At 66.9% G+C, this 18547-nt stretch carries 17 protein-coding genes; 8 read left to right on the top strand and 9 right to left on the bottom strand.

The window, feature by feature from the left end; translation table 11 throughout:
- Positions 1 to 7: 7 nt before the first annotated feature.
- From BMW90_RS09595 to lpdA, 5 genes are all read left to right on the top strand, one after another.
- Positions 8 to 2980, top strand: coding sequence for a 2-oxoglutarate dehydrogenase E1 component (locus tag BMW90_RS09595; RefSeq protein WP_048532704.1), 2973 nt, complete (start codon positions 8 to 10; stop codon positions 2978 to 2980).
- Position 2981: 1 nt separating this feature from the next.
- Positions 2982 to 4532: a 2-oxoglutarate dehydrogenase complex dihydrolipoyllysine-residue succinyltransferase gene (gene odhB, locus BMW90_RS09590; protein WP_074836325.1), complete on the top strand. Its 1551-nt coding sequence runs from the start codon at positions 2982 to 2984 to the stop codon at positions 4530 to 4532.
- A 114-nt stretch (positions 4533 to 4646) separates the two neighbouring features.
- Positions 4647 to 4910, top strand: a complete 264-nt coding sequence (locus BMW90_RS09585) for a hypothetical protein (protein ID WP_074836324.1) — start codon at positions 4647 to 4649, stop codon at positions 4908 to 4910.
- A gap of 115 nt (positions 4911 to 5025) precedes the next feature.
- A complete protein-coding gene (locus BMW90_RS09580) occupies positions 5026 to 5436 on the top strand; it encodes an MAPEG family protein (protein ID WP_074836323.1) in 411 nt (136 codons plus the stop codon).
- Between the two features lie 87 nt (positions 5437 to 5523).
- Entirely contained in the window at positions 5524 to 6918 is a 1395-nt protein-coding gene (lpdA, locus tag BMW90_RS09575) for a dihydrolipoyl dehydrogenase (RefSeq protein WP_074836321.1), read from the top strand.
- A gap of 111 nt (positions 6919 to 7029) precedes the next feature.
- Here the strand turns inward: lpdA and BMW90_RS09570 are convergent, their stop codons facing one another.
- Genes BMW90_RS09570 through BMW90_RS09560 form a run of 3 tightly spaced genes read right to left on the bottom strand, consistent with a single transcriptional unit; the run spans position 7030 to position 9358 of the window.
- Positions 7030 to 7779 carry a lysophospholipid acyltransferase family protein gene (locus BMW90_RS09570; RefSeq protein ID WP_074836319.1) on the bottom strand — a complete coding sequence of 250 codons (750 nt, stop codon included), beginning with the start codon at positions 7777 to 7779 and terminating at the stop codon, positions 7030 to 7032.
- The gene (locus tag BMW90_RS09565) at positions 7779 to 8654 is read right to left on the bottom strand and encodes a cell division protein FtsX (RefSeq protein ID WP_048533921.1); all 876 of its coding nucleotides are present in this window, start codon (positions 8652 to 8654) and stop codon (positions 7779 to 7781) included. The genes BMW90_RS09570 and BMW90_RS09565 overlap by 1 nt, the downstream gene beginning before the upstream one ends.
- Before the next feature lie 26 nt (positions 8655 to 8680).
- Positions 8681 to 9358 carry a cell division ATP-binding protein FtsE gene (locus tag BMW90_RS09560; RefSeq protein ID WP_048532711.1) on the bottom strand — a complete coding sequence of 226 codons (678 nt, stop codon included), beginning with the start codon at positions 9356 to 9358 and terminating at the stop codon, positions 8681 to 8683.
- 176 nt (positions 9359 to 9534) lie between these two features.
- Between BMW90_RS09560 and BMW90_RS09555 the strand changes: the two genes are divergently transcribed.
- Positions 9535 to 10380, top strand: coding sequence for a zinc-ribbon domain-containing protein (locus BMW90_RS09555; RefSeq protein WP_074836317.1), 846 nt, complete (start codon positions 9535 to 9537; stop codon positions 10378 to 10380).
- A gap of 18 nt (positions 10381 to 10398) precedes the next feature.
- Here BMW90_RS09555 and BMW90_RS09550 read toward each other — a convergent pair whose 3' ends face one another.
- The 6 genes from BMW90_RS09550 to argH form a co-directional block, all read right to left on the bottom strand.
- Positions 10399 to 12933 (bottom strand): TIGR02302 family protein, encoded by a 2535-nt coding sequence (locus BMW90_RS09550; protein ID WP_244526473.1) that lies wholly within the window; start codon positions 12931 to 12933, stop codon positions 10399 to 10401.
- Between the two features lie 70 nt (positions 12934 to 13003).
- Complete coding sequence (gene lysA, locus BMW90_RS09545; RefSeq protein ID WP_074836449.1) at positions 13004 to 14269, bottom strand: diaminopimelate decarboxylase; 1266 nt, start codon at positions 14267 to 14269, stop codon at positions 13004 to 13006.
- Positions 14270 to 14311: 42 nt separating this feature from the next.
- Positions 14312 to 15433: a sugar-transfer associated ATP-grasp domain-containing protein gene (locus BMW90_RS09540; protein ID WP_211568858.1), complete on the bottom strand. Its 1122-nt coding sequence runs from the start codon at positions 15431 to 15433 to the stop codon at positions 14312 to 14314.
- Between the two features lie 146 nt (positions 15434 to 15579).
- Positions 15580 to 15906: a DUF2834 domain-containing protein gene (locus tag BMW90_RS09535; RefSeq protein WP_074836312.1), complete on the bottom strand. Its 327-nt coding sequence runs from the start codon at positions 15904 to 15906 to the stop codon at positions 15580 to 15582.
- A gap of 5 nt (positions 15907 to 15911) precedes the next feature.
- Positions 15912 to 16058, bottom strand: coding sequence for an argininosuccinate lyase (locus tag BMW90_RS09530; protein ID WP_074836311.1), 147 nt, complete (start codon positions 16056 to 16058; stop codon positions 15912 to 15914).
- The gene (gene argH / locus BMW90_RS09525; RefSeq protein ID WP_074836309.1) at positions 16055 to 17446 is read right to left on the bottom strand and encodes an argininosuccinate lyase; all 1392 of its coding nucleotides are present in this window, start codon (positions 17444 to 17446) and stop codon (positions 16055 to 16057) included. Before argH ends, BMW90_RS09530 begins: the two co-directional genes overlap by 4 nt.
- On the opposite strand from argH, the gene BMW90_RS09520 reads away from it, so the two are divergent.
- Both BMW90_RS09520 and BMW90_RS09515 read left to right on the top strand, forming a co-directional pair.
- On the top strand, positions 17445 to 18017 hold the full coding sequence (locus tag BMW90_RS09520) for a TlpA family protein disulfide reductase (protein ID WP_074836306.1): 573 nt from the start codon (positions 17445 to 17447) through the stop codon (positions 18015 to 18017). The two genes, argH and BMW90_RS09520, sit on opposite strands and share 2 nt — an antisense overlap.
- A 184-nt stretch (positions 18018 to 18201) precedes the next feature.
- Positions 18202 to 18543, top strand: a complete 342-nt coding sequence (locus BMW90_RS09515) for a hypothetical protein (protein WP_074836304.1) — start codon at positions 18202 to 18204, stop codon at positions 18541 to 18543.
- Positions 18544 to 18547: the final 4 nt, after the last annotated feature.

The following is an 18547-nucleotide window of genomic DNA, read 5'->3' as shown; positions in this document are numbered from 1 at the left end:
TGCAAAGATGACCGACCAAAGCCCCAACGACATCTTCAAGGCCTCGAGCTTCATGCAAGGCCACAATGCGGAATATCTGGAACAGATATACGCCCGCTACGCCGACGATCCGGCCTCGGTCGACGAGGCCTGGCAGGAATTTTTCCGGCAGCTGGGCGACGATGATCGGGACGTCAAGAACGAGGCGAAAGGTCCCTCCTGGGCGCGCGCCGACTGGCCGCCGCAGCCCGGTGACGACGTCACCGCCGCGCTGACCGGCGAATGGCCCGCCCCGCCCCCGGCCGAGAGCCGCGCCGCCGGCAAGAAGATCGCCGACAGCGCCAAGAGCCGCGGGGTCGAACTGACCGACGACCAGATCCAGCGCGCCGTGCTCGACAGTATCCGGGCGCTGATGTTGATCCGGGCTTACCGTATTCGCGGCCACCTGGCCGCCGATCTCGATCCGCTGGGCCTGCGCCAGGACAGCCCGCACCCCGAGCTCGACCCCAAGACCTATGGCTTCACCGCCGCCGACATGGACCGGCCGATCTTCATCGACAATGTTCTGGGGCTTCAGATCGCCTCGTTGCGGCAGATCGTCGAGATCGTGAAGCGGACCTATTGCGGCACCTTCGCGCTGCAATACATGCATATCTCCGACCCTGAACAGAGCGCCTGGCTGAAAGAGCGCATCGAGGGCTACGGCAAGGAAGTGAAGTTTTCCCGCGAAGGCCGGAAAGCCATCCTCAACAAGATGGTCGAGGCCGAGGGTTTCGAGAAGTTCTTGCACGTCAAATACATGGGCACCAAGCGCTTCGGCCTTGATGGTGGCGAAAGCCTGATCCCGGCGATGGAGCAGATCATCAAGCGCGGCGGCGCGCTGGGGGTCGAAGAGATCGTCATCGGCATGCCGCACCGCGGCCGGCTCTCTGTGCTCGCCAACGTGATGAACAAACCCTACAAGGCGATCTTCAACGAGTTTCAGGGCGGCAGTTTCAAGCCCGAGGACGTGGACGGTTCCGGCGACGTGAAATACCACCTCGGCGCCTCCTCGGACCGCGAGTTCGACGGCAACAAGGTGCACCTGTCGCTGACCGCCAACCCCAGCCACCTCGAGGCGGTGAACCCGGTGGTTCTGGGCAAGGCCCGCGCCAAGCAGGATCAGCGCAACGACGCCGAACATTCCACGGTGATCCCGGTGCTGCTGCACGGCGATGCAGCCTTTGCCGGCCAGGGCGTGGTGGCGGAATGTTTCGCGCTGTCGGGCCTGCGCGGTCACAAGACCGGCGGCACCATCCACGTCGTGGTGAACAACCAGATCGGCTTTACCACCGCGCCGCACTTTTCGCGTTCCTCGCCCTACCCCACCGACAACGCGCTGGTGGTCGAGGCGCCGATCTTTCACGTCAATGGCGACGACCCCGAGGCGGTGGTGCACGCCGCCAAGGTGGCCACCGAGTTCCGCCAGAAGTTCCACAAGGACGTGGTGATCGACATCTTCTGCTACCGCCGCTTCGGTCACAACGAAGGCGACGAGCCGATGTTCACCAACCCCTTGATGTACAAGAAGATCAAGGGCCACAAGACGACGCTCTCGCTCTATACCGAGCGGCTGGTCAAGGACGGGCTGATCCCCGAGGGCGAGATCGAGGACATGAAAGCCGCCTTCCAGGCCAGGCTGAACGAAGAGTTCGAGGCCGGCAAGGATTACAAGCCCAACAAGGCCGACTGGCTCGATGGCAAGTGGTCGCATCTCGACCGGCAGAGCGACGACGATTACCAACGCGGCGAAACCGCGATCAAACCCGAGACCATGGAAGAGGTCGGAGCCGCGCTCGTCCGGGCGCCCGAAGGCTTCCCGCTGCACCGCACGGTGGGCCGGCTGCTCGAAGCCAAGCAGAAGATGTTCGAGACCGGCAAGGGCTTTGACTGGGCCACCGCCGAGGCGCTGGCCTTCGGCTCGCTGCTCACCGAAGGCTATCCGGTGCGCCTGTCCGGCCAGGACAGCGCCCGCGGCACCTTTTCGCAGCGCCACTCCGCCCTGATCAACCAGGACACCGAAGAGCGGTACTACCCGCTCAACCACGTCCGCGAGGGCCAGGCGCGCTACGACGTGATCGACAGCGCCTTGTCCGAATATGCGGTCAGCGGCTTCGAATACGGCTATTCGCTGGCCGAACCCAACGCGCTGGTGATGTGGGAGGCGCAGTTCGGCGACTTCTCGAACGGCGCGCAGATCATGTTCGATCAGTTCGTCTCGTCGGGGGAATCGAAGTGGCTGCGGATGTCGGGCCTGGTCTGCCTGCTGCCGCATGGCTACGAAGGCCAGGGCCCCGAGCACTCCTCGGCCCGGCTCGAGCGCTTCCTGCAAATGTGCGGCCAGGACAACTGGATCGTGGCCAATTGCACCACGCCGGCCAACTACTTCCACATTCTGCGCCGCCAGATGCACCGGACCTTCCGCAAGCCGCTGATCCTGATGACGCCGAAATCGCTGCTGCGGCACAAGGTGGCGGTCTCCGAGGCCGAGGAATTCACCACCGGCTCCTCCTTCCACCGCGTCCTCTGGGACGATGCCGAGAAGGGCAATTCCGAAACCAAACTGGTCGACGACAGCAAGATCCGCCGCGTCGTCATGTGCTCGGGCAAGGTCTATTACGACCTGCTCGAGGAACGCGACAAGCGCGGTCTCGACGACATCTACCTGATGCGCTTCGAACAATTCTATCCCTTCCCGGCGATCTCGGCGGTGAAGGAGCTGGAGCGGTTCAAGGACGCGCAGATGATCTGGTGCCAGGAAGAGCCCAAGAACCAGGGCGCCTGGACCTTCATGGAACCCAACCTCGAATGGGTGCTCAACCGGATCAACGCCACCCACAGCCGCCCGGTCTATGTCGGCCGCGCCGCCAGCGCCTCGCCGGCCACGGGCCTCGCCTCGCAACACAAAGCTCAACAACAGGCGCTGGTCGACCAGGCGCTGACGATTGAAGGAAACGACTGATATGCCGACCGAAGTACGCGTGCCCACGCTGGGTGAATCCGTGACCGAGGCCACCGTGGCGACCTGGTTCAAGAAACCGGGCGACAGTGTCGCGGTGGACGAGATGCTCTGCGAGTTGGAAACCGACAAGGTGACGGTCGAGGTGCCCTCGCCCGCCGCCGGCAAACTGTCCGACATTGTGGCGCAAGAAGGCGAGACCGTGGGCGTCGACGCCCTGCTTGCCAATATCGCCGAGAGCGGCGAAGCCGGTGCCACCGAACCCAAGGAGCGCCCAGCCGAAGCCAAGACCGAGGAAGAGACCTCCGGCGCGGCCGACGGAGCCGCCAGCGGCGGCGGCAGCGTCGATGTCATGGTCCCCACCCTCGGCGAAAGCGTGACCGAGGCGACGGTCTCGACTTGGTTCAAGAAGGTCGGCGATCCGGTGGCCCAGGACGAGATGCTCTGCGAGCTGGAAACCGACAAGGTCAGCGTCGAAGTGCCCGCCCCGGCGACCGGCGTTCTGGCGGAAATCACCGCCAAGGAAGGCGACACCGTCGAGGCCTCGGCCAAGCTGGCGGTGATCTCGTCCGAAGGCGGCGCCGCGGCGTCCGCTGACGATGCCGGGCATCCGGCCGGCGGCAGCCAGTACACCACGCCCCCCGCCGGGCGGGACGAGAACGACGTCGAGGATGCCCCCTCGGCCAAGAAGGCGATGGCCGAAAAAGGCCTCTCGCGCGATCAGGTGCAGGGCTCGGGCCGCGACGGCCGGGTGATGAAGGAAGACGTCGCCAAGGCGGTGGCCGCCACTTCCGCCGCCGCTTCGGCATCGGCCCCCGCGGCCGCGCCCCGTGCGCCGGTGGCGGCCGAGGATGCCGCGCGCGAGGAGCGGGTCAAGATGACCCGGTTGCGCCAGACCATCGCCCGCCGCCTCAAGGACGCGCAGAACACCGCCGCCATCCTGACCACCTACAACGAGGTCGACATGACCGAGGTCATGGCGCTGCGCAACGAATACAAGGATCTGTTCCTGAAGAAACACGATGTGAAGCTCGGCTTCATGTCCTTCTTCACCAAGGCCTGCTGCCATGCGTTGAAAGAGGTGCCCGAGGTCAACGCCGAGATCGACGGCACCGACATCGTCTACAAGAACTTCGTGCACATGGGCATCGCGGCCGGCACGCCGCAGGGCCTCGTCGTGCCGGTGATCCGCGACGCCGACCAGATGTCCTTTGCCGAAATCGAAAAGGCGATCGGCGAAAAGGGCAAACGCGCCCGCGACGGCAAGCTGTCGATGGCCGAGATGCAGGGCGGCACCTTCACCATCTCCAACGGTGGCGTCTATGGCTCGCTGATGTCCTCGCCGATCCTCAACCCGCCGCAATCGGGCATCCTCGGCATGCACAAGATCCAGGACCGGCCGATGGTGGTGAACGGCGAGATCAAGATCCGCCCGATGATGTACCTGGCACTGAGCTACGATCACCGCATCGTCGACGGCAAAGGCGCGGTCACCTTCCTCGTCCGCGTCAAGGAAGCGCTGGAAGACCCGCGGCGTCTGCTGATGGATTTGTAACCCGGCGCCGGGCCGTCGGCCGGGCGTCCGCCCGGCACGCCCGCGGGAACCGCAACCGGGAGGGGGCCGCCCCCCTTACGCGGCGGCCCGGGGAGGGAAACGAGGAGGCACAAGATGCAATTGCTTTGCCGCTACGACGTGAACGATTTTGCCAGCTGGAAAGAGCATTTCGATGCCGACACCGAGGCACAGCGCGACGCCGGCCTCTCGCTTCTGCAAATCTGGCAGGAACACGACACGCCATCCCGGGTGTTCTGCCTCTTCGAGGTCAACGACCTGGACAAGGCCCGCGACTTCATCGATGGTCCGCGCGCCAGGGCCCGGTCCGAGACAGACGGCGTCCGGGACGCGGCCTGCCACATCCTGGATACGCTATGAGGATCGCACCCGCCGCCCCGGCCCCCCAGGCCCCTCTCGCCTCGGACCTGCTCCGAGGCCTCTCGCCTGCCCGCCCCCAGGAGGCCCCGGGTCAGGCCCGGGGCGCGTTGTGTCCGTGACCCCCGAACTCACCGCCCTCACCCTCGCAGCTCTGCTGCAAATCGGCCAGATCGCGCTGATGGCGGTCCCGGCCAATCTCGAGCTCGGCCCGGGCAAGACCCTCTCCCCGCGTGACCGCCCCCGTCTGGGTGGCGCGCTCGAGGATCAGGTGAGCCTGCGCACCGCGCGGCTCTACCGGGCGATGAACAACCACTTCGAGAGCCTGATCCTCTTCGCCATCGCCACCCTGGTGGTGACCTTCGCCGACAGGGCCAGCGGGGTCACCGCCGCGGCCTCGGGCCTCTACCTTGTCGCCCGGCTGCTCTACATCCCGGCCTATGCCTTCGGCTGGGTGCCCTGGCGCAGCCTGTTCTGGGCACTGGGCCTTGTCGCCATCCTCACCCTGCTCGTGGCAGCCTTGCTATGAGCCCAACCCGCATCTTCTTCTGGCCGCAAATATCCCGGGGGTCCGGGGGCAGCGCCCCCGAATTGCCCGACCAAGAAAGGACACACCATGGCAAGTTATGATGTCATCGTCATCGGCGCAGGCCCCGGCGGCTATGTTGCCGCCATCCGCTGCGCGCAACTGGGTCTCAAGACCGCCTGCGTCGAGGGCCGCGAGACGCTCGGCGGCACCTGCCTCAACATCGGCTGCATCCCCTCCAAGGCGTTGCTGCACGCCACCCATCAGCTGCACGAGGCCGAGCACAACTTTGCCAGGATGGGCCTCAAGGGGAAAAGCCCCTCGGTCGACTGGAAGCAGATGCAGGCCTACAAGGACGACGTCATCGGCCAGAACACCAAGGGCGTCGAATTCCTGTTCAAGAAGAACAAGATCGACTGGCTCAAGGGCTGGGGCTCGATCCCCGAGGCCGGCAAGGTCAAGGTCGGCGACGAGGTGCACGAGGCGAAAAACATCATCATCGCCTCGGGCTCCGAGCCTTCGCCGGTGCCCGGCGCCGATGTCACCGTCGACGAAAAGGTCGTGGTCACCTCGGAAGGCGCGCTGGCCCTGGGCAAGGTGCCGAAAAAGATGATCGTCATCGGCGCCGGTGTCATCGGGCTCGAGATGGGGTCGGTCTATGCCCGGCTCGGGTCCGAGGTCGAGGTGATCGAATTCCTCGATCACATCACCCCCGGCATGGATTCCGACGTGCAGAAGCAGTTCAAGAAGCTGCTCGAGAAGCAGGGGCTGAAATTCACGCTCGGCGCCGCGGTCTCGAGCGTCGAGGCCACCAAGACCAAGGCCAAGGTCAACTACAAGCTGCGCAAGGATGACAGCGAGGCCACGGCCGAGGCCGATGTGGTGCTCTGCGCCACCGGTCGGCGGCCCTTTACCGACGGCCTCGGCCTCTCCGATCTCGGCATCGAGACCACCAAGGGCGGCCAGATCAAGGTGGGTGACGACTGGCAGACCAGCGTCAAGGGCATCTATGCCATCGGCGACGCCATCGAAGGCCCGATGCTGGCGCACAAGGCCGAGGACGAAGGCATGGCAACGGCCGAAGTCATCGCCGGCAAACATGGCCACGTGAACTACGGGGTCATTCCGGGCGTGATCTACACCCATCCCGAGGTCGCCAGCGTCGGCAAGACCGAGGAACAGCTCAAGGAAGAAGGCCGCGCCTACAAGGTCGGCAAGTTCTCCTTCATGGGCAACGGCCGCGCCAAGGCGGTGTTCGCCGGCGACGGTTTCGTCAAGCTGCTGGCCGACAAGGAAACCGACCGGGTGCTCGGCTGCCACATCATCGGCCCGGCGGCCGGCGATCTGATCCACGAGATCTGCGTGGCAATGGAATTCGGCGCCTCGGCCGAGGATGTGGCGCTGACCTGCCATGCCCATCCGACCTTCTCGGAAGCGGTGCGCGAAGCCGCGCTGGCCTGTGGCGACGGCGCGATCCACATGTGAGACCGCGCCGGTGGCGGGCCCAGTCCCGCCACCGGCCCTGCCAGAAATTCTCAGGGATTTTCGCACATTTTTCCGGTGACGGAATTTCGACTGCCGGGCCGACCGGATCGCTCAGAGCCGGGTCAGGTGCCGGTTTTCCTCCGGCAGATCCGCGAACCCCGCCTCGAGCATCAGCTCCTGCGAGCGCCGCTCGACCACTTCTTCCAGCGTGTTCAGAAAGCTCGCGCGCGACTGCCCCGGCGCAATCGGCTCGAGGAACTCCACCACCGCGAGGCCGGGTTTGCGCAAAACGCCGTGGCGCGGCCAGAAGACACCGACATTGGTCGCCGCCGGCACACAGGGCTGGCCCAGCTCGGCGTAGAGCACATGCGAGCCCACCTTGTAGGGCAGATAGCGGTTCGGCGCGACGCGGGTGCCCTGCGGATAGATCACCAGCTGGCCGGGGTTGGCCATGCCGGCGGCGACGTCGGCCACCATCTTCTTGATCGCGGCCCCGCGCTTGCCGCGGGCAACCGGAACACAGCCGATGCGGGCGGCATATTGCCCGAGGACCGGTGCCCAGAGCAGCTCGCGCTTCATGATGAACTTGGCCGCCGGCAAGGCGGAGAAGATGATGATGATGTCGAGAAACGACTGGTGCTTCGCCGCGACCAGAACTTCGCCCTGCGGCACCGCGCCGCGCACCTCGGTTTTCAGCCCGACCATCCAGCCGGCGGTCCAGCGGACCCAGCGGCAATAGGTCTTGCAGGCCCATTGCGCGCCGTCGCGGCTGGCCAGCGCCAGCGGAAAAAAGGCGATCCCCATGAGGCCGAGCATCAGGTACATCTGGAAATTGAACAGCAGCGACCGCGCATATTGCATCAGCGAAGTCCCCCAAGCACGCGCATCGCCGCATAGCGGGTGGCGGCAAAGGCCACCACCGCCGCGAGGAGCGGCACCAGCAACGGCAAGAGCCAATGCCCCCCCTGAAAGCGCAGCCCGGTAAGCACGCCGGCCTCGGAGCCGGCGCCGGGCAGCAAAACCACCGCCAGCAGCCCGGCAAGGACGCCGGCGCCTGCGCCGGTGGCGGCGCGCAGGGTAAAGCGGCGCACGAAGGCGCGGGCGATATAGGTGTCGGTGGCGCCCACAAGGCGCAGCACCTGAATCACCTGGGCATTGGCCGCCAGCGCCGCATTGGCCGCCAGGGTGATCATCGCGCCCATGGTGCCAAAGATCAGCACGATCGCCAGCCAGCCCAGCAACTTGAGCCGTCCTGCCGCGCTGACCAGCGGTTTGCGCCAGCGGGTATGATCGTCCAGCACCGCGCCGGGCAGCTCGGCCTGTAGCCTGAGCCGCAGCCCGTCGCCGTCATAGCCCGAGGCGGTCTCGCGCACCTCGATCAACTGCGGCACCGGCAGGCTCTCGACCGGCAGGTCCGGGCCGAACCAGGGCTCCAGCAGGGCGCGCTGTTCGTCCGGCTCCAGCGCGCGGGCCTCGGCCACGCCGGGGGTCTCAGACAGGATCGTGAGCGCGCGCTCGGTCTGCGCGGCCATCTGCGCGGCGGGTGCCGAGATCCGCAGCGTGGCGCTGCCGGCCAGTGCGTCACGCCAGTTCGCGGCCAGCCGCCCGGACGCCAGCGACAGCGCCAGCGCAAACACCGCGAGAAAGGCCATGGCCCCGGCGGTAAAGACGGTCAGCCGGGCGGTGAAGCCGGTGGGCGGCACCACCCGGTCGGCGCCGGCATCAAAGGACAGCATGTCGGTCACGGCGGCGAGGTTGATCTTCACAGGTCCGCCCCCGCCAGTTGCAGCTTGCGCCCGGAGATCCGCAAAACGCGGGCCTGCACGTGGTGCTTGGCGGCGCGGATCAGACTGAGATCATGGGTGGCAATCATGACCGTCTTGCCCATCTTGTTGAGTTCGACGAGCAATTTCAGCAGCCGCTGCGACATTTCCCAGTCGACGTTTCCGGTGGGCTCATCCGCAAGGATCACGTCGGGCGACAGGATCAGCGCCCGGGCCAGCGCGGCACGCTGCCGCTCGCCGCCCGACAGCTCGGGCGGCAGGGCCTGGGCGCGATGCGCCAGGCCGACCCAGGACATCAGCTCCTTGAGGTTGGCCTGCGCCGCCAGCCTGTCCTGTCCCGAGACCGCCAGCGGCAAGGAGATGTTCTCGGCCACCGGCAGGTGATCGAGGAACTGGCAATCCTGATGCACCACGCCGATCCTGCGGCGGGCATAGGCGATGCCGTCCCGGTCGAGCTCGCGCACGTCCTGATTGAAAAGCCGCACCTGCCCGCCGGTCGGCACCAGCGCGCCGTAACAGAGCTTGAGAAAGGTGGTCTTGCCGGCGCCGGAGGGGCCGGTGAGGAAGTGGAACGACCCCGGCGCCAGCCTGAGCGACAGGTCGGTCAGCAGTTCGCCGCCGCCATAGCTGTAGGCCACTTCATCAAGCTCGATCACGTATGCGCCCCGCCCTGTAAAATAAGGTTCGTCGTCAAGTCCGGCCCGTAATGCAACAGCCCTGCCCCACTTGCAATCCGCGCCCTTGGCGGCATTGCGCTTTTCCTTGCCGATCGGTGGACATATGATCCAAGCTGAGGCAGGGGTAGCCCCCGAAAGAGCGACAGGTGGGAAAGATGCGGCTGACGTGCCCGAATTGCGACGCGCAGTATGAGGTTCCGGATGATGTGGTTCCGCCCGAGGGCCGGGACGTGCAATGTTCGGCCTGCGGCAAGACCTGGTTTCAGCCCGCCGCCGGCGCCCCGGAGCACGAAGATTTTGACCCCGCCCGGCAGTCGGCACGCCCGGGCCCGGAAGACGCGTCAGCCGCCGCGCCGGAGCCAGCGCCCTCCACACCGCCGCAGCCCGCCGCGCCCCAGCGCCAGCTGGACCCGGAAGTCGCCAGCGTGCTACGCGAAGAGGCCGAGCGCGAGAGCCGGGTGCGCGAGGCCGAGCGCGGCGCGGTCGAGAGCCAGCCCGATCTCGGGCTTGACGACATGCGCCGCACCGAAGACGAGCAGGCGCAGCGCGCGCGACAATCGCGCGAGCGCATGGCGCGCCTGCGCGGCAAGGATCCGAAAGCGCCGGAGCCGACGCCCAGCGCCACCGCGGCGGCGGCCGCCGCCGCCAGCGGCTCGCGGCGCGAACTGCTTCCCGATATCGAAGAGATCAACTCGACCCTGCGTTCCACCGATCAGCCGCGCAAAAGCGAGGCCAGCGAAGAGATCGCCGCCGAGCCCGAGCGCACCGCACGCAGCCACTTCCGCCGTGGCTTTACCTGGGTGTTGCTTCTGGTGGCGATTGCGGCGCTGATCTATGCCTATTCGCCGCAGATCGCCGAGACGGCCCCGGGACTCGCGCCAGCGCTCGAGAGCTATGTGATCTGGGTCAACGGGCTGCGGGGCTGGCTCGATGCGCAGGTGCTGGCGGCGCTGCACTGGCTCGACGGCATGTCGTCGGAGGCGGCACAAACCCCGGGCTGATCCCGGCCTCGCCCGCCATCAGAACCGGTCGAGCAACCGTTCCAGATAGTCGCGTTCGATTTCCGGCCGGGCGCCCTCGCCCGAGCGGCGGCGGATTTCATCCAGAAGCTCACGGGCGCGGCGATAGACGTCTTCGCCGTTCAACAACTCTTCGCCGCTGCTGATGGTGCCGGAATTGCCGGCGTCGCGGCCCAGCGGATCACGCCGCTCGCCCTCGCGGGCGCCGGCGGTGTCGCCCTGGCCGCCCTGTTCCCGCTGTTCCTCGGCCAGCGCTTCGCCGAGGTTGCGCATGCCCTCGCGCAGCGCGTCCATCGCTTCGGCCTGGCGGTCGATTGCCTCGGCCAGATCATCCGCGCGCAGCGCCTGTTCGGCGCCCTCCATGGCGCGTTCGGCATCCTCGAGCGATTGCTGTGCCCGGCGGCCGGCCTCAGTGCCCTGACCGGGCAGCGCGCCACGCTGGCGTTCGACCTCGCGCCGCAGCGCCTCCTGCCGGTCGGCCAGCTCGCCTTCGAGCCCGCCTTGACCCTGTTCACCCTGCTGCTGACCCTGGCCCTGGCCTTCGCCCTGCTGGTGCTGCTCGCCCTGGCCCTGCTGGCCATCCCGACCCTGGTTGCCCTGGTTCTGGCCTTGCTGGGCATTGGGGTTGAACTGTTCCTGAAGGTCGCGGAACGCCTGGTCCGACAGCCCCTGCTGATCGCGCAGGGTCTCGGCCAGCCCGTCCATTGCCTGTTGGCCGGGCGACTGCTGGCCCTGACCCTGCTGGCCCTGGGTGACCTGCATGTTTTCGAGCATCTGCTGCAATTCGGCCAGCGCCTGTTCGGCCTCGGCCATCCGCCCCTGTTCCATCAGCTCCTGGATCCGGTCCATCATGGCCTGAAGATCGTCTTGCGTCATCTCCATCATGTTTTCCGGGGTCTGCGCCGTTTCGGGCTGTTCCCCGTTCTCGCGCTGCTGCTGGGCCAATTGCCGCATGTAATCCTGCGTCGCCTCGCGCAGCTCCTGCATCAGCTCGGCGATCTCCTGATCCGAGGCGCCGTTCTTCATCGCCTCCGACAACCGCTCCTGCGCCCGGCGCAGCCGTTCGAGCGCATCCGACAGGTCGCCATCCTCGAGCAGCACCGCCAGATCCCACATCGCGGCGGCCAGTTCGTCACGTTGCGCACCGGTCATGCCGGTGGCGGCAAAGCTCTCGAGCCGGCGCTGGATGGTACGCATCCGCAGGTAGGGCACGGCCGACCGGAAAAGACCTTCGGGACGGTGGGTGATGGCACGCAGGATCATTGCCGCGTCGCCGGCATTGCCGCGCGACCACAAGAGCGCCCGGCGCTGGTCGATGATGGCGGCGGCGAAAGGATCGAAAAACCGGCGGCCGGGCAGCGGCGTGGCCAGGGTCTCTGGCGCGCTGGTCTGGTCGCGGTCGTCGATGACCCGCAGCTCGATGGTGACCGGCAGGTTGGCCCAGGGATGTTGCGAGAAATCCTCGATCAGAGTCTCGTTGAACGCCGCCCGCGAGCCGGAAATCGGCAGCGGCAATGGCACCCTGATCGCCGCGCGCGGCTCGGGCTCGACGGCCAGGCCATGGCGGCGGTCGACCTCGGCCAGATCGAGCCGGATGGTGGCCTCGCCGGAGCGGATGCCGTAATCGTCCTCGGCCTCGAAGGGCAAGGACATCTCGCCGCGCGCGGCGGTGGTGATCTCGTCGATCACGCGCACCTGCGGGGCGGTGTCTGCGGCGAGCGCGATCTGCCAGTCACGGCCGCCCGGGCCGTCGATCACCAGCGCCCCGGGCTGGCGCACCTCAAAGCTCTGCGAGGCCTCGGCCACGCTTTCCACCTCGGCAGTGCGGCCCGAGACCGTCTCGCGCGCCGTCAGCGCACCGACCTCGCCGTAAAACCGCAGGGTGATGCGACTGCCCTCGGCCACCTCCAGCGTGCCGCCGGTCTGATCGGCAAGGTAGAGCGACGGCAGGCCGGTATAGGCCGGCGGCTCGACCCAGCCTTCCCAGGTCGGGCCAGAGGCCAGCGCCTGGCCGCCGGCGGTGACGCCGGTGACCGAAGAGACCTTCCAGAACGAGCCGAAGAGCAGCGCCACCGCCAGCGCCAGAACCGCCACGTAGCGCAGGGCAAAGGGATCGCGCCGCGACACCCGCAGATCCGGCGACACGGCGCGCGCCTCGGCGGCGCGCGCGGCCATGCGATCCTGATGCGCCTGCCAGACCGCGACCGAGGCGGCATCACTGCCGCCGATCGCCTGATTGTCACGCAGGGTTTGCAGCGGCCGTCCCCGCAGCGTCGCATCGAGCCGGTCGAGCGCCTCGTCGCGGCGCGGCCGGCGGAACCGGCGCAGGCCAAGGCCCAGCGTCAGCAGCCCGCCCAGCGCAAAAAACACGATCAGCGCCCAGACCGCCTCGAGCGGCAGGAGATCCTGCATACCGAGCATCAGGAGGGCAAGCGCCACAAGCGCCACCGACCACAGCGGCCAGAAGGCACGCGTCACACGCTCGGACCAGAGGCCGAGATATGTCAGGGTCACCGCGCCGCGAATGCGGCTCACACTCTCAAGATACCGTGTCGTCCGGGGGATGATACCGCTCCATACTGACCGGCCCGAACGCGGGGGCGCGTCAGAGCCACTCGGGGATGGTATCGCGGTTTATCATTTCGTCAAAGGTCGGACGGGCGCGGATGACAGCAAATTTATCATCCCGCACCAGAACCTCGGGGATCAGCGGGCGGGTGTTGTATTCGCTTGCCATTACAGCACCATAGGCCCCGGCCGAGCGGAAGGCGACCAGAGCGCCGGGGACCAACGGCGCCATCATCCGGCCCCTGGCAAAGGTATCCCCCGATTCGCAGACCGGGCCAACGATGTCATAAGCGGTCTGCTCGACCCCGGCCTCGGGCTCGATCACCGGCACGATATCATGCCAGGCATCGTACATCGCCGGGCGGATCAGGTCGTTCATCGCGCCGTCGAGGATCAGGAACTGCCGGTCCTCGCCCTGTTTGACGTAGATCACCTTGGACACCAGGATACCGGCATTGCCGGCGATCAGCCGCCCCGGCTCGATCTCGACCTCGCAGCCGAGGTGGCCGACGGTCTCCTTGATCAATGCGCCGTATTCCACCGGCAGCGGCGGCGCCTCGTTCGAGCGGGTGTAGGGAATACCCAGCCCGCCGCCGAGATCGAGGCGCTCGATGTCATGGCCGTCGGCGCGCAGCGTTTCGGTCAGTTCGGCCACCTTGCGGTAGGCCAGCCGGAACGGCTCGAGCTCGGTAAGCTGCGAACCGATATGCACATCGATGCCCACCACCTTGAGGCCCGGCAGACTGGCGGCATGGGCATAGACCTCGCGGGCGCGCGAGATCGGGATGCCGAACTTGTTCTCGCTCTTGCCGGTGGCGATCTTGGCGTGGGTCCTGGCATCGACATCCGGGTTCACCCGGATGGTGATCGGCGCCTCGACGCCCAGCGCGCTGGCGACTTCGGAGATCACCGCCATTTCCGGCTCGCTCTCGACATTGAACTGGCGGATGCCGCCGGTCAGCGCAGTGCGGATCTCCTCATGCGTCTTGCCGACACCGGAAAACACGATCCGCTCGCCCGGCACGCCGGCCGCCCTGGCACGGGCATATTCCCCGCCCGAGACCACATCCATCCCCGCCCCGGCCTGCGCCAGCGTCTTCAGGATCGCCTGGTTCGAGGCCGCCTTCATCGCGTAGCAGACCAGATGCGGCAGACCGTTCAGCGCCTCGTCGAACAGGGTGAAATGGCGCAGCAGCGTGGCGGTGGAATAAAGATAGAACGGCGTGCCGACCGTGGCGGCAATCTCGGCCACGGGCACGTCCTCGGCGAAAAGCGCGCCGTCGCGGTAGAGAAAATGATCCATGGCGGCGGTCATAGCAAAACCGCCGGTGGGATCAATGGGCGATCAGCGCCGCGTGCCGGGCGCCGCGCCGCGCCCGAGTGCCACCTGCACCGCCTGCGCCTGCCGCGCCGCCACCGCCCGAAATCGGGGCGCGAAGCGCGGGTTCATCACGCCTTCGCAATGGGCCAGCTGATAGAGCGCGTGGCGCGGCGTGCCGGTGCCGCTGACAAGCGCCGGGCCGTCGACGGTCAGGCCGATATCCCAGCCCATGATGCCGCATTCCGGCAAGAGCGCATGGGCCGCAGAGGCCAGCTCGCAGGCCGCGCGCCAGTCGGGCAGCTCCTGCCCCGTCAGGCGCCGGCCGGTAACCGGATGGCTGCTGCGCCACTCGGTGTCGGGCCCGCTGCCCCGACGGATCTCGCCCAGCGTGCCATCGGACAGGTCGACCGGGCAGAGCATTCCCGCGCCCGCATCCGGCAGGCAGGCCAGCGCATAGAGCACGGCAGGCGCCTGCGGCGCTTCGGCCAGGGTCACCAGTCGGAGGGTGACAAGCGCCGGGCCGGTCAGCGCCGTCAGTGCGCCGTGCTGACGCAGCGCGCTCTGGAACACCAGGCCGGTGCGGCCGTGATCCCGCATCACCTCTTCGGCAAAGCTCGCCAGATCGGCGCAACGGCCATTGGCAAAGCGCAGGAAGCGGCCTTCGTCGTCGATCCGGTCGATGCGCGCCGCGCCGGTGCTGAGCCGGCCGAAGGTCGGCTTGGCCAGCAGCGGATAACGCGCTCCGGCGGAGAGAAAACCCAACAACTGGCCGGTGTTCCTGAGCCGGGGAATGCCACCAAAGGCATGGCTCTTGCCGACGGTGGCCTGGGTCTCGGCGGTGGGCATTCCGCGTTCGGCAAGGTACTGCACCAGCGCCACTTTGTCGGAAACGATGGCGTCGTGGTGCCAGACCCCATCCGGGGAGAGCGAAAGATTGAGCTCGCGGCTGGCCTGTTCGCCAAGAAAGCGCGCGCGGCCGCGGCCGGTGTGGGCGTTGTCGTAAAGTCCGAAATCGTAGTATTCGCCGGTGTCGATCCCGGTGCCCCTGACCCGCAGCGCCAGCATCTGGGCATATTGCCTGACCGGCCCGACTCCGTGTTCGCGGGCCACCCGCATCAGCCGGCCCTGGCCTGCGGCGGGTGGCACGGAAACGGCTGTCTTGTTGGCAGAGACAAAGGTCATGGCGCGCTGTGGATTCCCCTGGCTGAGTCCGGCCATAATTTCCCAGCCAAATATGGCTGGAATGGGGCAGCTGCGTTACAAACGCGGGAATTCTGGTAGAGGAATGCGCGCTAAAGTATAGGCCGGCTGCGCAGGAAGAGATAGAGCGGCAAGCCGCAGGACAGGCCGATCAGAAAGGTTGCCGGAATCGCCAGCAGCGCCTCCCAGTTGCGGCGGACCGCCACCTCGGCGGCGATCCAGAGGGTCAGCGCCAGGGCGGCAATCGTCAGGTCCCAGACCAGCCCGCTGGTCGCCGCATTGACATGCCAGGCCGCCACCAGGCCCGGCAGGTCAAACCCGTTCTGCGAAAACCAACGCAGGAGATAAGCCATCGGATGCACCGCCCCCCAGAGCGCGAGCGCGAGGTAGAGCCAGCGAAACGGAGAGACCCCGGCCATGGCGTTCAGCTCGAGCCGCCGGAAAGGCCGACCTCGGCGGTGCCGGTGACCGACAGGTTCACCGGCGTCCTGGCCTCGGGCCGCTCCGGTTCGCCGTCGACGCCACAGGCCGCCAAAAGCACGAGCGCGGCCAGCGCCGCGAGGCGGCTCATGCCAGCGCCTCTTTCCAGCGCGCCACCTGTTCGCGCACCCGCGACGGCGCGGTGCCGCCATAAGAGGTGCGCGAGGCCACGGAATTATGCACGCCCAGCACGTCAAAGACGTCCTGGGTGATATGCTCATGCACCGATTGCATCTCTTCGAGGCTCAGGTCGGGCAGATCGCAGCCCTTGGCCTCGGCCTTGGCCACCAGCGAACCGGTGACGTGATGCGCATCGCGGAACGGCATGCCCAGCACCCGCACCAGCCAGTCGGCCAGGTCGGTCGCGGTCGAGAATCCGGTGGCGGCCGCGACCTCGAGGCTGTCGCGATTGGCCGACATGTCCTTGACCATCCCCTCCATCGCGGCCAGCGCCAGCATCAGGTTGTCGGCGGCGTCGAAGACCTGTTCCTTGTCTTCCTGCATGTCCTTGGAATAGGCCAAGGGCAGCCCCTTCATCACCGTCATCAGCGCCACGTTGGCGCCGAAAATGCGGCCGATCTTGGCACGGATCAGTTCGGCCGCGTCGGGGTTCTTCTTTTGCGGCATGATCGAGGAGCCGGTCGAGAACCGGTCCGAGAGTGTCACGAAGCGGAACTGCGCAGAGGACCAGATCACCAGCTCTTCGGCCAGGCGGCTGAGGTGCATGGCGCAGATCGAGGCGGCGGCGAGGAATTCCAGCGCGAAGTCCCGGTCAGACACGGCGTCGAGCGAATTGGCGGCGGGGCGGTCGAAACCCAGCGCCTGCGCCGTTGCCTCGCGGTCGATCGGAAAGGAGGTGCCGGCCAGCGCGGCGGCGCCGAGGGGGCATTCGTTCATCCGGCGGCGGGCGTCCTGGATGCGCGAACGGTCGCGGGCGAACATTTCGACATAGGCCATCATGTGGTGGCCCCAGGTGACAGGCTGGGCGACCTGCAAATGGGTAAAGCCCGGCATCACCCAATCGGCCCCGGCCTCGGCCTGGGCAAGAAGCGCCTTGATCAGCGCGCCCAACGCCTGATCGACCGCATCAAGCTGGTCGCGGGTCCAGAGTTTGAAATCGGTCGCCACCTGGTCATTGCGCGAGCGGCCGGTGTGCAGACGGCCCGCCGGTTCGCCGATCACCTCTTTCAGCCGGGCCTCGACATTCATGTGAATGTCTTCCAGCGCGGTGGAAAAGGCGAAACCACCACCCTCGATCTCTGACAAGATCGTGAGAAGCCCTTCCCTGATCGCCTCGGCGTCTTTACCGTCAATTATGCCTTGGGCGGCCAACATCGCCGCATGGGCGCGGGAGCCTTCGATATCCTGTGCGGCCATGCGCTGATCGAAGCCGATCGAGGCATTGATCGCCTCCATGATCGCGTCCGGTCCAGCGGCAAAGCGGCCGCCCCACATCTGGTTTGAGGATTTGTCTGACATGAAGCTCACTCGTCGGGGATTGAATGCATCGGCTCTTGCTGCCGCTGTCTATATGGGCTTGGGGGCAAGCGCAAATGCTGCCGATCCCGCCGCGCTCGAGGCGCTGCGCGAGGGCGACATGCAAAAGCTCAAGGTGCATCCCGCCCCGGTCTCGGTGCCGGCACGGGATTTCACTGATTTCGATGGCGCGGCGCTCAACCTCGACGATTACCTTGGCAAGGTGGTCCTGCTGAACTTCTGGGCCACCTGGTGCGCGCCCTGCCGTAAGGAAATGCCGATGCTGGCCGATCTCCAGACCGAGCTGGGCGGCGAGGATTTCGAGGTGGTGACGCTGGCCACCGGCCGCAACCCGGCGCCCTCGATGACCCGGTTCTTCGAAAGCATCGGCGTCGACAACCTGCCGCTGCACCGCGATCCCGATCAGGCGATTGCCCGCGGCGTCCGGGTGCTGGGCCTGCCGACAACGGTGATTCTCGACCGCGAAGGCCGGGAGATCGCCCGCCTCGAAGGTGACGCCGATTGGTCCGGCGAGAGTGCCAAGGCCATTTTGCAAGCGATGATTGACAGCTGACCCCTTGGAATAGCGCCGCTTTTCGCGCCTCCTGACCTAACGGCAACAGGCCGCCGACGCCCGCCGCAGTGCAGCATTAAATATGCTGCAAGCGCGGCAATTCGTGTTATACTGGCCGGTGACAGAAATCGTGGCGAGCGCCACGTCCGGGCGTGCCCGGTGCCGCGAAGGACGACACGGTGAGATGCAGACAGGCTTGAAGCAGGCCCTCGACAGCTGGAACGCCTGTCTTGCCATGGGCGCGCTGGCCGCGCAGGCCCAATGCGTCATCGCCTATCGCAGCCTCGGCATGTTTGGCGGCTGGTCGGTTGCACGGGATGAAACCACCCGCATGTTCACCGAAAAGCCGGCGGCCTTTTTCGAGGCCAATCTGGCTGCGGCGCTGGCGCTGGCGTCGGGCCAGCGCCCAGAGCAGGTGACGTTGGCCTGGGTGGCGCCGCTGTCGGATGCCGTGGGCGACAACCGGAGCCGGCTTGCAAAACGCGGGCCTGCCGGGCCGGGAGCCCTGTTCGGAAACCTTGCATAAACAG

Source organism: Marinovum algicola (assembly GCF_900109145.1).
GTDB classification, from domain to species: domain Bacteria; phylum Pseudomonadota; class Alphaproteobacteria; order Rhodobacterales; family Rhodobacteraceae; genus Marinovum; species Marinovum algicola.
This window is presented reverse-complemented; position numbering and strand designations above follow the sequence as displayed.

Coding starts and splice junctions, on each gene's coding strand:
- BMW90_RS09570 (WP_074836319.1), bottom strand. CDS start 7,779: ATGCAATATGCGCGGTCGCTGCTGTTCAATTTCCAGATGTACCTGATG.
- BMW90_RS09520 (WP_074836306.1), top strand. CDS start 17,445: ATGAAGCTCACTCGTCGGGGATTGAATGCATCGGCTCTTGCTGCCGCT.
- BMW90_RS09565 (WP_048533921.1), bottom strand. CDS start 8,654: ATGCTGTCCTTTGATGCCGGCGCCGACCGGGTGGTGCCGCCCACCGGC.
- BMW90_RS09530 (WP_074836311.1), bottom strand. CDS start 16,058: ATGAGCCGCCTCGCGGCGCTGGCCGCGCTCGTGCTTTTGGCGGCCTGT.
- BMW90_RS09595 (WP_048532704.1), top strand. CDS start 8: ATGACCGACCAAAGCCCCAACGACATCTTCAAGGCCTCGAGCTTCATG.
- BMW90_RS09585 (WP_074836324.1), top strand. CDS start 4,647: ATGCAATTGCTTTGCCGCTACGACGTGAACGATTTTGCCAGCTGGAAA.
- odhB (WP_074836325.1), top strand. CDS start 2,982: ATGCCGACCGAAGTACGCGTGCCCACGCTGGGTGAATCCGTGACCGAG.
- BMW90_RS09515 (WP_074836304.1), top strand. CDS start 18,202: ATGCAGACAGGCTTGAAGCAGGCCCTCGACAGCTGGAACGCCTGTCTT.
- lpdA (WP_074836321.1), top strand. CDS start 5,524: ATGGCAAGTTATGATGTCATCGTCATCGGCGCAGGCCCCGGCGGCTAT.
- argH (WP_074836309.1), bottom strand. CDS start 17,446: ATGTCAGACAAATCCTCAAACCAGATGTGGGGCGGCCGCTTTGCCGCT.
- BMW90_RS09535 (WP_074836312.1), bottom strand. CDS start 15,906: ATGGCCGGGGTCTCTCCGTTTCGCTGGCTCTACCTCGCGCTCGCGCTC.
- BMW90_RS09555 (WP_074836317.1), top strand. CDS start 9,535: ATGCGGCTGACGTGCCCGAATTGCGACGCGCAGTATGAGGTTCCGGAT.
- lysA (WP_074836449.1), bottom strand. CDS start 14,269: ATGGATCATTTTCTCTACCGCGACGGCGCGCTTTTCGCCGAGGACGTG.